Source organism: Streptomyces mesophilus (assembly GCF_040300965.1).
GTDB classification, from domain to species: Bacteria; Actinomycetota; Actinomycetes; order Streptomycetales; family Streptomycetaceae; genus Streptomyces; species Streptomyces mesophilus_A.
In genome coordinates, this window is record NZ_JBEPEW010000030.1 from 28,958 (window position 1) to 42,732 (window position 13,775).

The 13,775-nt window shown below is 69.9% G+C and carries 10 protein-coding genes and 4 tRNA genes; 8 read left to right on the top strand and 6 right to left on the bottom strand.

Annotated elements, in window-relative coordinates; all coding sequences use genetic code 11:
- Nucleotides 1–1,912 (bottom strand): DEAD/DEAH box helicase (locus ABT367_RS13880; protein ID WP_352252919.1); only part of this gene is annotated, 1,912 nt, incomplete at its 3' end.
- 250 nt (nt 1,913–2,162) lie between these two features.
- On the bottom strand, nt 2,163–2,690 hold the full coding sequence (locus ABT367_RS13885; protein WP_352252921.1) for a hypothetical protein: 528 nt from the start codon (nt 2,688–2,690) through the stop codon (nt 2,163–2,165).
- 217 nt (nt 2,691–2,907) lie between these two features.
- On the opposite strand from ABT367_RS13885, the gene ABT367_RS13890 reads away from it, so the two are divergent.
- The 5 genes from ABT367_RS13890 (at nt 2,908) to ABT367_RS13910 (ending at nt 5,353) form a co-directional block, all read left to right on the top strand.
- Complete coding sequence (locus tag ABT367_RS13890; RefSeq protein WP_352252923.1) at nt 2,908–3,258, top strand: metallopeptidase family protein; 351 nt, start codon at nt 2,908–2,910, stop codon at nt 3,256–3,258.
- A 78-nt stretch (nt 3,259–3,336) separates the two neighbouring features.
- Nucleotides 3,337–4,971: a metallophosphoesterase family protein gene (locus ABT367_RS13895; protein ID WP_352252925.1), complete on the top strand. Its 1,635-nt coding sequence runs from the start codon at nt 3,337–3,339 to the stop codon at nt 4,969–4,971.
- Between the two features lie 98 nt (nt 4,972–5,069).
- Nucleotides 5,070–5,142 (top strand) — tRNA-Glu (locus ABT367_RS13900).
- A gap of 39 nt (nt 5,143–5,181) precedes the next feature.
- Nucleotides 5,182–5,256: transfer RNA gene (locus tag ABT367_RS13905), tRNA-Asp, on the top strand.
- Nucleotides 5,257–5,279: 23 nt separating this feature from the next.
- Nucleotides 5,280–5,353, top strand: a tRNA-Phe gene (locus tag ABT367_RS13910).
- 103 nt (nt 5,354–5,456) lie between these two features.
- Here the strand turns inward: ABT367_RS13910 and ABT367_RS13915 are convergent.
- The 4 genes from ABT367_RS13915 to ABT367_RS13930 form a co-directional block, all read right to left on the bottom strand.
- Nucleotides 5,457–6,515 (bottom strand): acyltransferase family protein, encoded by a 1,059-nt coding sequence (locus tag ABT367_RS13915; protein WP_434975465.1) that lies wholly within the window; start codon nt 6,513–6,515, stop codon nt 5,457–5,459.
- 56 nt (nt 6,516–6,571) lie between these two features.
- Complete coding sequence (locus tag ABT367_RS13920; protein WP_352252928.1) at nt 6,572–7,426, bottom strand: cytochrome c biogenesis CcdA family protein; 855 nt, start codon at nt 7,424–7,426, stop codon at nt 6,572–6,574.
- On the bottom strand, nt 7,423–8,205 hold the full coding sequence (locus tag ABT367_RS13925; protein ID WP_352252930.1) for a DsbA family protein: 783 nt from the start codon (nt 8,203–8,205) through the stop codon (nt 7,423–7,425). The genes ABT367_RS13920 and ABT367_RS13925 overlap by 4 nt, the downstream gene beginning before the upstream one ends.
- Before the next feature lie 116 nt (nt 8,206–8,321).
- Nucleotides 8,322–8,708: a hypothetical protein gene (locus tag ABT367_RS13930; RefSeq protein ID WP_352252932.1), complete on the bottom strand. Its 387-nt coding sequence runs from the start codon at nt 8,706–8,708 to the stop codon at nt 8,322–8,324.
- Nucleotides 8,709–8,891: 183 nt separating this feature from the next.
- Between ABT367_RS13930 and hrpA the strand changes: the two genes are divergently transcribed.
- The 3 genes from hrpA (at nt 8,892) to ABT367_RS13945 (ending at nt 13,429) form a co-directional block, all read left to right on the top strand.
- Nucleotides 8,892–12,827 carry an ATP-dependent RNA helicase HrpA gene (gene hrpA / locus ABT367_RS13935; RefSeq protein ID WP_352252934.1) on the top strand — a complete coding sequence of 1,312 codons (3,936 nt, stop codon included), beginning with the start codon at nt 8,892–8,894 and terminating at the stop codon, nt 12,825–12,827.
- A 111-nt stretch (nt 12,828–12,938) separates the two neighbouring features.
- A tRNA-Asp gene (locus tag ABT367_RS13940) sits at nt 12,939–13,013 on the top strand.
- A gap of 224 nt (nt 13,014–13,237) precedes the next feature.
- Nucleotides 13,238–13,429 carry a DUF6274 family protein gene (locus ABT367_RS13945; protein ID WP_352252936.1) on the top strand — a complete coding sequence of 64 codons (192 nt, stop codon included), beginning with the start codon at nt 13,238–13,240 and terminating at the stop codon, nt 13,427–13,429.
- Nucleotides 13,430–13,775 lie beyond the last annotated feature (346 nt).

The window sequence follows — 13,775 nt, forward strand, 5'->3', positions numbered from 1 at the left end:
TGTCACGACGCTCGAAGGAACGGCCGCCACGGTCGTCACGGCGGAAGCCGCCACGGTCGTTGTCACGGTCACGGTTGAAGCCGCCACCGCGGTTGTCACGGCTGTCGCGGTTGAACCCGCCACGGTCGTTGTCACGACGCTCGAAGGAACGGCCGCCACGGTCGTCACGGCGGAAGCCGCCACGGTCGTTGTCACGGTCACGGTTGAAGCCGCCACCGCGGTTGTCGCGGTTGAAGCCACCGCCGCGGTTGTCACGGCTGTCACGGTTGAAGCCGCCACGGTCGTTGTCACGACGCTCGAAGGAACGCTCGGAGCGGTCACGGCGCTCGTAGTTGCCCCGCTCGTCGCGGCGCTGCGGACGCTGGTCCGAGTAGGAAGCGGCGGGACGCTCCTCGGTCACCGGCTGCTCCGGCACCTCGGCCACGGCCGCGGCCGCTTCCTCGACGACGGCCTCGGCCGCACGCTCGGCGATGGCCTCGTCCGGGTCGTCGCCGCGCTCACGGGCCGCACGCGCGGTGAGGCGGTCGGCCTCCTCGCGCAGCTCGGTGGCGCGACGCTGCGCGCGCTCCAGCTCCTTGGTCAGCGAGGTGACGTCGCGCTCGGCCTGCTGAGCGGCCTTGTCCGCGGAGTCGGCCTGGACCTCGGTCAGCGAACGCGCACCGGTGATCTCGGCGACCTCCGGGTCGAACGCGCCGGCGCCGCCCACGATGTGACGCGTGGCGTCGACGCCGGCGTCCTCCATGAGACGGAAGATCTGGCGGCGCTGGTGCGGCAGCGAGAGCGAGACGACGGTGCCGCTGCGGCCGGCACGGGCGGTACGGCCCGAGCGGTGCAGGTAGTCCTTGTGGTCGCCGGCCGGGTCCACGTTCAGGACCAGGTCGATGCCGTCGACGTGGATGCCGCGGGCGGCGACGTCGGTGGCGACCAGGGCGTTGACGTAGCCCTTCTTGAAGTCCTCGAGGACGCGGGTACGAGCGCCCTGCGTCATGCCGCCGTGCAGCGCGTCGGCCTTCACACCGGCGTCGCACAGCTGCTCGGCGATACGGTCGGCGCCCAGCTGGGTGCGGACGAAGATGATCGTGCGGCCCTTGCGCGCGGCGATCGCGGCGGTGACCGGAGCCTTGTCGCGCGGCTTCACGATGAGGATGTGGTGCGTCATGGTCGTGACGTTGCCCTGGGCGCTGTCGACCTCGTGCGTCACCGGGTTGTTCAGGTAGCGCTTGACCAGCGTGGAGATCTCGTTCTCCATCGTGGCCGAGAACAGCATCCGCTGGCCGCCGGCCGGCACCTGGTCGAGCAGCTCGGTGACCTCGGGCAGGAAGCCCAGGTCGGCCATCTGGTCGGCCTCGTCGAGGACGGCGACCTCGATGTTCTCGAGCGAGCAGGCGCCACGGTTGATGAGGTCGCGCAGCCGGCCCGGGGTGGCGACGAGGATGTCGACGCCGCGCTCGAGCGCGTAGATCTGGTTGCCCATGGACGTTCCGCCGCAGACGACCTTCATCTTCAGGCCGAGGACGTCGCCGTACGGCTGGAGCGCGTCGGCCACCTGCATGGCGAGCTCACGGGTCGGCGTGAGGATCACACCGCGCGGCTTGTGCTTCTCGGTGCGGCCCTCGGTCAGACGGGCGAGCAGCGGAAGTCCGAAGGACAGGGTCTTGCCGGAGCCGGTACGGCCACGGCCGAGGATGTCCTTGCCGGCCAGGGCGTCCGGGATGGTCGCGGCCTGGATCGGGAAGGGGGTGGTCACACCGTTCTGCGCGAGCTTGCGCACGACGCCCTCGGGCAGACCCAGGTCGGCGAAGGTGACCTCGGGGGTCTCGGGGGTCTCGTCGGCCTCTACGACGGTCTCGAGGACCGCCTCGTCCTCAACGGACGCGGGCATGACGGAGTGATCGGTACTGAAAGTGGACATGCGAAACTGAAACCTCTCGGAGTCTCGGCACGCGCCCATAACTCCGTGAAGTCACAATTCGACCGCCTCAATGCGGTCCAGTCACGGCAAGGGAGAGTACGCGCCTCACGGCGCTCTTCTCTGCGGCGCCGGGCAAATGGGATCAAACGATCTACCACTGTACGCACCCCCCGCACCAAAAGGCAAACCGGCCCCCTTCGGGGCAACTGCACCCAGGCCCTTTACGCAGGTCAGGGGCGTCCCGGACCACTCAGGCAGGGCCCCGGCGAGGCGAAGGCTCCCGCTCCTGGATCTCCTCGTACCGCTCTTCCTGGGACAGCTGCGTCTGGTGCGCTCCCGCCGAATCCGAGGGCTGCGGCGACGGCTCCTCACTCGGCGTCGGGGTCGGCGAGGGCTCCGGCTCGGGGGGCTCCTGGGACGGGCTGGGCCTCGGCTCCTTCGTGCGGGTCCGCGTCGGCGTCGGATCCGGGTCGGCCGGGCCCGCGGACGGCTCGACGGCGCCCGAGGGGGACGCGCTGGGCGTATCGGAGCCGGACGCGCTCGGGCTCGCCCCGTTCTTCGCCGCGGGCTGCCCGCCGCGCGCGCCGCCGGAGACCACCGCACCCCCGTCGGGCCCGGTTCCGTCGCCCTGCTGCGAGGAGGAGGGTCCCGGCGCGGGCTTGTCCCCGTCGCCCCCGAGGCTCACGCATCCCGCACTCGCTGCGACCGCGAGCAGCACGGCGGCCCACCGCAGCGAACGGCCGTATGGCGGGCGGTCGGGAAAGGGCGGCTGGCGCACGGCGGCACCTCCGGGGCACGGCGACAGGGATCGCCGTGCCCAACTCCCGTACGGCGTAAGAAGACACGGATGCGACAGGTGTGGCACCAGGTCCGCTCTGTTGCGGACATGCGGCACCACGGCCGAACCGACCCCGCCACAAACCATCACCCGCCGATCAGAAACCGGCCCAACCGACGGCCCGACGAAAACCGGCCGCCTCGCGGACAATGGCGATGTGCTGGAGATGACGCGTGAAGCCTTCGAAGAGCTGGTGAGCGAGGCGCTCGACCAGATTCCGCCGGAATTGACCCGGGTCATGGACAACGTCGCGGTGTTCGTGGAGGACGAACCCCCCGCCGACGACCCCGAACTGCTCGGCCTCTACGAGGGCACCCCGCTCACCGACCGCGGCGAGTGGTACGCCGGCGTGCTGCCGGACCGTATCTCCATCTACATGGGCCCGACCCTGCGCTACTGCGAGACCTCCGAGGACGTCGTCCACGAGGTCGCGGTGACGGTGGTCCACGAGATCGCCCACCACTTCGGCATCGAGGACGAGCGGCTGCACGAGCTGGGCTGGGGCTGACCTCGGCATCCCTGGGCGGGGCGAACCCCGTACCCAGACCCGGGCATAACCCCGTACCCATCCGGGCATACGGGCCCAATGGCCCGCGACCCGTACGCCGCCATAGCCCGCCTACGCCACGCAGCAGCACGCGTGCGCCGCACGACAACCCCCTTCCTGTGTCGTGCGGCGCGCGTACGGAACACACCTCGCGCACTCGTACGCCATTACCGCGCACGCCACCCGCACCCCGTCCCCGAACTGGTCCACCCCCCGCATCCCTACGCCCGCGCGCTCGGCATGGTGGCCGTGGTGCTGCTCGGCGCGTGGCTCGGGCTCCTGATCGTGGGCAGTGTCCGCACCCCCGTGGGTCCGATGGACACCAAGATGACGCTGCGACCCTCCGTCAGCGGCGGCACGAAGATCAATATCTCGCCGCTCGGCTCCCTGCGGCTCGAGTCGCACCGCGCCCCCATCCGGCTCGACGTCGACGTCGACCGCCTCGACCCGGACCGCGCCCAGGCCCTGGTCGACCACCCCGAGCGCTTCTCCGGACTACAGGACGAGGTCACCGCCGACGTCACCTCCGGCACCCGCGACCTGGCCCTTCGCTCCTGCATCGCGGTGGTGTCCGGCGCCACCGTGCTCGGCCTCGCCGTCTTCCGCACCCCGCGCCGCGCCCTCGCGGCCGGCGGCACGGCCCTCGCGCTGCTCGCGGCCTCCGGGCTCTCGGCCTTCGCCACCTGGAACCCCAAGTCGGTCCTGGAGCCGAAGTTCGACGGCCTGCTCGCCTCGGCCCCCTCCCTCGTCGGCAACGCGCGCAGCATCGTCACCGAATTCGACGTCTACCAGAAGGAGTTGGCGCGCCTGGTCACCAATGTCACCAGGCTGTACGACGCCGCCTCCACGCTCCCGCAGTACGCGGCCGACCCCACCACCATCCGCCTCCTGCACGTCTCCGACATCCACCTCAACCCCGCGGCGTGGCAGATCATCGGCTCCCTCGTCGAGCAGTACGACATCGATCTGATCGTCGACTCCGGCGACACCATGGACCACGGCAGCCCCGCCGAGAACCCCTTCCTCGACCCGGTCCAGGACCTCGGCGCCCCGTACGTCTGGGTCCGCGGCAACCACGATTCACAAGCCACCCAGGCGTATCTGGAGGGCCTGAAGAACGTCCACGTCCTCGACGACGGCGAAGCGGCCGACGTCGCGGGGCTGCGCATCGCCGGCATGGGCGATCCGCAGTACACCCCGGACCGCTCCGTGGCCGCCGAGGGGGATCCGGCGGAGGAGATCGCCGGGTCCACCCTGGCCTCGGCGCTGTGGGCACAGCGCTCCCGCGGCACCCCCGTCGACATCGCGGTCGCCCACAACCCGGTGGCGGCCCGCCAGACCGACGGCGCGGTCCCGCTCGTCCTGGCCGGGCACGTGCACCACCAGGAGATGGAGGTCATGGACCGGGGCACCCGGCTCCGTATCGAAGGGTCCACGGGCGGCAGCGGTCTGCGCGCGGTCGAGGTCGACGAGGGGGACGACCCCGACCCCATCGAGGCCTCCGTCCTCTACCTGGACCGCGAGACCAAGCACCTCCAGGCCTGGGACGAGATCCGACTCGGCGGTCTGGGGCTGACGAAAGCCGAGGTCAGCCGCCATCTCCCGGAGGAGAACACCCCTGGCGCGACCCCCTCCCCGACGGGGCCTCCCACGCGCTCGAGCCGGGGTCCGTAAACCGTTTTGGCGATACCTCCCCCCATCCCATATGCTTCTCACGTCCCCGACGCGCTGCGCAGTGTTCATTCACCGAGTGGCGCCCAGGCGGGCCGATAGCCCTCATCGTCTAGCGGCCTAGGACGCCGCCCTTTCAAGGCGGTAGCACGGGTTCGAATCCCGTTGGGGGCACGCACCACCCTGTGCGACACTTGAGTCGCGCAACAGCATGGTCCTGTGGAGCAGTTTGGAGTGCTCGCCACCCTGTCAAGGTGGAGGCCGCGGGTTCAAATCCCGTCAGGACCGCTGAGGTTTTTTCCAAACCTCGTGGCTGGGTAGCTCAGTTGGTACGAGCGATCGCCTGAAAAGCGATAGGTCGCCGGTTCGATCCCGGCCCCAGCCACCGCCCCTGAAAAGGGAACAAGGCCCCTCCGAGGTTCTCGGAGGGGCCTTGTCGTTGCCTCCCGCGCGGTCGCCGTCCGCACCGGCGCCGCCAACACCCGTACTCAGCGCGCCCGTCGGACCAGCCGGTCCAGGCTCGGCTCGACGACGGGGCGCAGCACCGTACGCACCGGGCGGGTGCACAGCAGGGTCACCACGGCGGCCGCCGCGAGGGAGACCGCGACCCGGCCCGCCGGGGTCGCCAGGAACTCGTGGTCGTACCAGCCGAGATAGGACGCACCCCGGATCACGAAGCCGTGCAGGAGATAGCCGTAGAGCGTGCCGGCGCCGAGCGTGGTGAACCACATACGGCGCCCCGGGGTCCACGCCAGGAAGCACACGCCGAGCACGAGGGCTGCGGCGAACAACGCGAACGTCATGACCGGTCCTGTCCAGGCGGCCATGCCCAAGTCCTGCGCGTTGTAGCGGTGGAAGAACCAGGATGTGTTCATGCGCGGCACCGCCCAGTAGGCCACGAGCAGAGCCATCGCGACCACGGGGACCGCCGCGATACGCACGCGCCGGTCCCGCACCCGTGCGATGTGCTCGGGCCGCAGGCACAGACCGAGCACGAAGTACGGCAAGTACTGCAGGACCCGCCCCAGGTCCAGATCGTCACCGATCCCGCCCGCCACCGACGCCACCGCCGCGACCAGCAGAGCGAGCGGGAGCGGCCACCGCACCGCGCGCCACACCGGTACGGACAGGCGCCACAGGAACAGCGCGGGCAGGAACCACAGGATCCAGTACGGATCGGCCAGGGAGAGCGGGAAGTCGGGCTGCCGCAGCTGCCGTTGGAAGAGCGTGTACGCCACTTCGAAGACCACATACGGAACCAGCACCCCGCCGAGGAGCCGCTGCACCTTGGCCGTACTGCCGTCGAAGGTGCGGGAGAAATAGCCGGCGATCATGATGAACACCGGCATGTGCACGGCGTACACCAGCGTGTAGACCGCCTCCACGATCCGTCCGCTGCCGGGCAGTGGCTCCCATGCGTGTCCCATCGCGACCAGCACGATGGCCAGGTACTTCGCATTGTCGAAGAACGCGTCCCGGCCCGGACGCCGGCGGACGACCTCCGGCGCCGGGACGGGCAGGGCGGGTGCGGTGCGTATCGCGTACATCAGCTGTGCCACCCAGGCACCCTAGCCACGTCACGCCCTCGGCGCTGCGGCCTGCATCACGGCCCCTCCACGGCGGCCGGCTCCGCGGTACGGAGCCGTCGGCGCCACTCCCGTACGCCGAAGAAGGTCCCGACCGCGGCCACCACGCCCGCGAGGACGGCCCAGTCCGGCACCGCGTCGCCCACGCGGCGGGCCCACTGCTCGACCGTGAACGAGGAGTCCACGGAGAGGAGTCCGGGCAGTGCTGTCGTGCCGTCGAAGGCGAGGAACAGGGTGCCGAGGAGGATGAAGAAGAGGCCCGAGGCCAGCGAGGTGGTGTGCAACGACAGGCGGCCGAGGCGGAGTTCACGGCCGCGAAGCCAGCGCCGCCGGCCGAGCGAGAAGCGGTCCCACAGCAGGGCCAGGACGAAGAGCGGGGCCGCCATGCCCAGGGCGTACACGGCGAGCAGCGCACCGCCGTACGCCGGATTGCCGCCGAGGGCCGCCACCGTGAGCACGCTGCCCAGGATCGGGCCCGCGCAGAAGCCCGCGAGTCCGTAGACCGCGCCGAGCGCGTACACGGAGAGCGCGGAGGTGGGCCGGATCCGGCCGGAAAGCTCCGCCATACGGCGGGAGGCGAAGCCGAGGCCCAGGATCTGCAGCACGCCGAGCGCGATGATCAGCCAGCCGCCGAGCTGTACGAGCAGATCGCGGTTGCCGTAGAAGAAGCGGCCCGCGAAGGAGCCCGCCGCGCCCAGCGGTACCAAGGTGGTCGCCAGGCCCAGGTAGAAGATGCCCGTGCGGGCCAGGAGCCGGCCGGTGCTGTCGATCGTGTACGCGAAGAAGGCGGGCAGGAGCAGCGCGCTGCACGGGCTCAGGAGCGCGAGGAGGCCGCCGAGGAAGGCGGCCAAGTAGCCGATGTCCGCCGTCACTTGGGGTCCCGGTCGGCAGCGGCGAGCGCCTCGTCGATCGCCTGCGTGAAGGTCTCGGCGGGCTGCGCGCCCGCGATCGGGCGGCCGTTGACGAGGAAGGACGGCGTCGAGGCCGCCCCCAGTCCGTAGGCCTCCTGCTGGTCCCGGGTCACGGCCTTGCGGGCCTCGTCGCTCGCCACATCCCGTACGAAACGGTCCACGTCCTTGACGCCCGCCTGCTCGGCCAGGGCCTTCAGACGGTCCGCAGCGAACCCCTTCTCCTTCGCGCCCTCCGCGTACGCCGCCGCGTGGAACTCCCAGAAGCGGCCCTGCTGCCCGGCCGCCCAGGCGCCCCGCGCCGCCGCCTCCGACTCCTCGCCGAAGATCGGGAAGTTGCGCCACTCGATCCGCAGCTTCCCCGCGTCCACGTACTTCTTCACAAGGTCCGGCTCGGTGTCCCGCGCGAACTTGCCGCAGAAGCCGCACTTGAAGTCCGCGTACTCGATCATCACGACGGGTGCGTCGGCACGCCCCTGTGCGAGCGGGTCCTTCGCGTCGCGCCGCGCGAGCTTCGCCAGTTGCGTGTACGTGTCGTTCTGCTCGGGAGCGGACTCGGGTGTGGACACGTCGGCCACCGCGTCCGAACCGGAGGGGCCGGAGGCCGACTCGGGCTTGGTCGCCGAGTACGAGAACCAGCCGAAGAGCAGCGCGGCGGCGACCACACCGGCACCGATGGCCAGACCCCGCTTCTTGGGGTCACGGGCGGGGGGCTGCTGAGAAGGCGCTGTGGAGTTGGACATGGAGTTCTCCGTGAGGGAAGGCTGCGGCAAGGGCGACGGCCCTGCGGCAAGGCGTTCGGAAGCCGGGTGCGCGCAGGAAGGTCGTACGGGCAAGGCGAAGTAGCGCGCGGTGCGGGCTACACGCGCAGCACGGAGAGAGTGACGGGAGTGGGCGGGTCACCCGGCGGCGGGCCGCGCTCGGGGGTGACACCCACGAAAGCGCCGCAGTCGGCGAGGCCGGCCGGTGCGGCGGCCTGGCCGGCGAGCAGTTCCTGCGCGCCGGTACCGCGCGAGGGCGCGGCCGGCTGGGACCCGCGCTCGGCCGGGTCGCTCTCGCCGCAGCCGGGCAGCGCGTCGTCCACGACGGTGACGGCGGCCGAAGCCCCGTAGGACGAAGAGGATGAAAAAGAGGAAGAAGACGCCGGGGCGGCGGCGGAGGCCCCGCAGAGCACCCCCACCACGGCGAGCAGCACGCCCACGAGCAACGGCACCGCGAAGAGGCGGCGGGCGGGGGCGGCGGGCATGGGGACCAGTGTGCCCTACGGGACACAGGGGGCTGTTACCGGGACACAAGGGGCGGATGCGGGGGACGCAGGGGCACAGGCAGGGGGACGGAGGTGGGGGACACAGAGGGACGGAGGTGGGGGACACAGGGGACAGAAATGCGTTCGCCACCGCCGAGGCCCGGGTGAGATCCTGGAGTCCGTATGTCTACTTCCTTCGACGATCTCGCAGCCCTCCTCGGCGAGAGTTCGCTCCGCGACGCCCACCGCCTCGGCCGCCGGCTCGAGGGGGCCCGCCGTATCCGCAAGCCCGAGGCGCGTCAGGCGGTGCTCGACGAGATCGCCGGCGAGGCCGAGAAGTCGGCTGCCCGCATACGGGAGCGGCGGGCCGCGCTGCCGGCGATCACGTATCCCGAGCAGCTGCCGGTCAGCCAGAAGAAGGACGAGATCGCCGCCGCGATCCGCGATCACCAGGTGGTGATCGTCGCGGGCGAGACCGGCTCCGGAAAGACGACGCAGATCCCGAAGATCTGCATGGAGCTCGGCCGCGGCGCCCGCGGCATGATCGGCCATACGCAGCCGAGGCGCATCGCCGCCCGTACGGTCGCCGAGCGCGTGGCCGAGGAGCTGAACACCCCGCTCGGCGAGGTCGTCGGCTGGAAGGTCCGCTTCACGGACCAGGTCAGCAACTCCACGTACGTGAAGCTGATGACGGACGGCATCCTGCTCGCCGAGATCCAGACGGACCGCGAGCTGCGCGCGTACGACACGATCATCATCGACGAGGCCCACGAGCGGTCCCTCAACATCGACTTCCTGCTCGGCTATCTCGCCCAGCTGCTGCCCAAGCGCCCGGATCTGAAGGTCGTCATCACCTCGGCGACCATCGACCCGGAGCGGTTCTCCCGGCACTTCGGCGACGCCCCGATCGTCGAGGTCTCGGGGCGTACGTATCCGGTCGAGGTCCGCTACCGCCCGCTCCTCGAAGACGACAGCGAAGATTCCGACCGCGACCAGATCACCGCGATCTGCGACGCCGTGGAGGAGCTCCAGGGCGAGGGCAAGGGCGACATCCTCGTCTTCCTCTCCGGTGAGCGCGAGATCCGCGATACGGCGGACGCGCTGGAGAAGAAGAAGTACAAGTTCACGGAGGTCCTCCCCCTCTACGCGCGCCTGTCGCACGCCGAGCAGCACCGGGTCTTCCAGCCGCATACGGGCCGCAGGATCGTCCTCGCCACGAATGTCGCGGAGACCTCCCTCACCGTCCCCGGCATCAAGTACGTGATCGATCCGGGCACCGCCCGTATCTCGCGCTACAGCCATCGCACCAAGGTCCAGCGGCTCCCCATCGAGGCGATCTCCCAGGCGAGCGCGAATCAGCGCAAGGGCCGCTGCGGCCGTACGTCGGACGGCATCTGCATCCGGCTGTACTCGGAGGAGGACTTCGAGTCCCGCCCGGAGTTCACGGACGCCGAGATCCTCCGTACGAACCTGGCCTCCGTCATCCTGCAGATGACCGCGGCCGGCCTCGGCGACATCGAGAAGTTCCCCTTCATCGACCCGCCGGACCACCGCAACATCCGCGACGGCGTCCAACTCCTGCAGGAACTGCACGCGTTGGACCCCACGCAGAAGGACGTCCGCAAGCGCCTTACGCCGATGGGCCGCAAGCTCGCCCAGCTGCCGGTCGACCCGCGTCTTGCCCGCATGGTCGTGGAGGCCGACAAGAACGGGTGCGTACGCGAGGTCATGGTGATCGCGGCCGCCCTGTCCATCCAGGACCCGCGCGAGCGCCCGGCCGAGAAGCAGACGCAGGCGGACCAGCAGCACGCGCGGTTCAAGGACGAGACGTCCGACTTCCTCGCGTATCTGAATCTGTGGCGCTATGTGCGCGAGCAGCAGAAGGAGCGCGGCTCCAGCTCGTTCCGCCGCATGTGCAAGCAGGAGTATCTGAACTTCCTGCGCATCCGCGAGTGGCAGGACATCTATACGCAGCTGCGCACCGTCGCCAAGCAGATGGGTATCCATCTCTCCGACGAGGACGCTCCCGCCGCCGACCAGCAGGTCCACGTCTCGCTCCTCGCGGGCCTTCTCTCCCATATCGGGATGAAGGATGTGAAGGACGGCGCGAAGAACGAGTATCTGGGCGCCCGCAGCGCCAAGTTCGCGATCTTCCCGGGTTCGGCGCTCTTCAAGAAGGCCCCGCGCTTCGTGATGTCCGCCGAACTGGTGGAGACCTCGCGCCTGTGGGCGCGGGTCAACGCGAAGATCGAGCCCGAGTGGATCGAGCCGCTCGCCGAGCACCTGGTCAAGCGCACCTACTCCGAGCCGCACTGGGAGAAGGACCAGGCCGCGGTGATGGCGTACGAGAAGGTGACGCTCTACGGCGTCCCGATCGTCACCGAGCGCAAGGTGAACTACGGGCGGATCGACGCGGAGGTCAGCCGCGAGCTGTTCATCCGCAACGCCCTGGTCGAGGGCGACTGGCGTACGCACCACAAGTTCTTCGCCGACAACCGACGGCTGCTCACCGAGGTCGAGGAGCTGGAGCACCGGGCCCGGCGCCGCGACATCATGGTCGACGACGACACCCTCTTCGACTTCTACGACGAGCGCGTGCCCGAGCACGTCGTCTCCGGCGCTCACTTCGACTCCTGGTGGAAGCAGAAGAAGCGCGAGGAGCCCGAGCTGCTCGATTTCGAGCGCTCGATGCTGATCCGCGAGTCCGCGGAGGCCGTCACCAAGGACGACTATCCGGACTCCTGGCGGCAGGGGCAGCTGAAGTTCCGGGTGACGTACCAGTTCGAGCCGGGCGCGGACGCGGACGGCGTGACCGTCCACATCCCGCTGCAGGTCCTCAACCAGGTCACCGACGAGGGCTTCGACTGGCAGATCCCGGGGCTGCGGGAGGACGTGGTCACCGAGCTGATCAGGTCGCTCCCCAAGCCGATCCGCCGCCATTACGTACCGGCGCCGAACTACGCGAAGGCCTTCCTGGAGCGGGCGACCCCGCTTCAGGAGCCGCTTCCGGTCACATTGGCCCGTGAGCTGAAGGCAATGGTGGGCGTCCCGGTCACGGCCGAGGACTTCGATCTCACCCGCGTACCGGACCACTTGAAGATCACGTTCCGGATCGTCGACGAGCGCCGCAAGAAGCTCGCCGAGGCCAAGGATCTGGAGGCGCTGCGGCTCCAGCTCAAGCCGAAGGCACGGCAGGCCATCTCCAAGGCGGCCGCGGCGACGGCCGAACGCTCCGGCGGCGAGGCCATCGAGCGGTCCGGTCTGACGGACTGGACGATCGGCACGCTCACGAAGGTCTTCGAGACCCGGCGCGCGGGCCAGCCGGTCAAGGCGTACCCGGCGCTCGTCGACGCGGGCTCCGCCGTGGACGTACGGCTCTTCGACACCGAGGCCGAACAGCAGGCGGCCATGTGGAAGGGCACCCGCCGCCTGATCCTCCTCAACATCCCGGTCAACGTCTCGAAGTTCGCCTCCGGCAAGCTGACGAACCAGCAGAAGCTCACGCTCTCCGCCAGCCCGCACGGCTCGATCCAGGCGCTCGTCGACGACTGCGTGACGGCCGCCGCGGACCGGCTGATCGACGGCTTCGGCGGCCCGGCCTGGGACGAGGAGTCCTACCGGAAGCTGTACGAGAAGGTCCGCGCCGACATCGTGGACGCCACCGTGCACACGGTCGGCCAGGTGCAGCAGGTGCTCGCCGCATGGCAGGCCTGTGAGCGCCGTCTGAAGTCCACGAGGAGCGCGGCGCTGCTGCCCAACCTCCAGGACGTACGGAAGCAGTTGGACGCCCTCGTGAAGCCGGGCTTCGTGACGGCGACCGGGCTGCGGCGCCTTCCCGACGTGATGCGCTATCTCGTCGCGGCCGACCGCCGGCTGCAGCAGATGCCCACCTCCGTGCAGCGGGACACCTCGCGCATGGAGAAGGTGCACGAGATGCAGGACGAGTACGCCTGGCTCCTGGAGCAGTTGCCGCAGGGGCGGCCCGTGCCGCAGGAGGTCCTGGAGATCCGCTGGATGATCGAGGAACTGCGCGTCAGCTACTTCGCGCACGCCCTCGGCACCGCGTATCCGATCTCCGACAAACGCATCGTGAAGGCGGTGGACGCGGCGGCCCCGTAGGCGGCCTGGGCTGTGACGATCCCGTCGCGATAAGTGAGTTCGACCGGCGGGCCTGCACTGCTGTACAGTCTCTTCTCGCAGCGCAACGCAGAAATAAGCGCCGCGAAACCTGGTCCTGTGGAGCAGTTTGGAGTGCTCGCCACCCTGTCAAGGTGGAGGCCGCGGGTTCAAATCCCGTCAGGACCGCAGTAAAGAAGGCCCGCACCGTTCGGTGCGGGCCTTCTGCGTATCCGGGCCGGTTGTTCCGGACCTCCGGGCCGGTGCCGCACGCCTGAGCCGGCGCCGCACGCCCGGGACCGCCCCGCTTGTCCTGGACCGGCCGCACGCGGCCGAGGCCGTCTTGACGCCCGCGCCGGCCCCCGGTACTTCAACAGGGAGGCAGGAACTCCTCGTACGCCAGGAGGTGGCGCATGGCGGCATCCGCGCGGCATGAGACCCGAGCGCTCCTGCGTGCCCATCTCTCGGCCGCGACCGGCTATCGCCATCTCACCCGGCACTGCGCGATCTGCCACCGGCTCCTGAGGCTCGCGATGCAGCCGGAAGGGCAGGAGCCTCGGGAGGGCCAGGAGGCCCCCGAGGACGAAAGTCCCGTCAAGGGATGACCAAAGCCGATTCCGGGCACCCGTGCCCGGTGGGAAGCTGATGCCGGGTCACGGATGTTCCTCCCGGCTCCCTACCGCAGTCACGTCATATGCCACAAGCGGTCTGACCTGTGACGGGTGTCACCGAACGGGTTTTGGGAAAGCCGGAACTTACACCCCTCCTACAACAGGTCGATTTAATATGTGCAATTGCACCGCCTCGTGGAGGGTACCGAGGGGCACGCACCAAGCCTGAGCAGAGTCGAACAAGGCCGCTCAGCAACCGCCCGGACAGGGCGTCGAGCAGGGCTCCGAGCGCACAAAAAAGATCGCGCTGGACCCGGCGGAGTCCAGCGCGATCGACGAC

Coding starts and splice junctions, on each gene's coding strand:
- ABT367_RS13915 (WP_434975465.1), bottom strand. CDS start 6,515: ATGTACGCGATACGCACCGCACCCGCCCTGCCCGTCCCGGCGCCGGAG.
- ABT367_RS13895 (WP_352252925.1), top strand. CDS start 3,337: ATGGCCCGCGACCCGTACGCCGCCATAGCCCGCCTACGCCACGCAGCA.
- ABT367_RS13945 (WP_352252936.1), top strand. CDS start 13,238: ATGGCGGCATCCGCGCGGCATGAGACCCGAGCGCTCCTGCGTGCCCAT.
- hrpA (WP_352252934.1), top strand. CDS start 8,892: ATGTCTACTTCCTTCGACGATCTCGCAGCCCTCCTCGGCGAGAGTTCG.
- ABT367_RS13925 (WP_352252930.1), bottom strand. CDS start 8,205: ATGTCCAACTCCACAGCGCCTTCTCAGCAGCCCCCCGCCCGTGACCCC.
- ABT367_RS13930 (WP_352252932.1), bottom strand. CDS start 8,708: ATGCCCGCCGCCCCCGCCCGCCGCCTCTTCGCGGTGCCGTTGCTCGTG.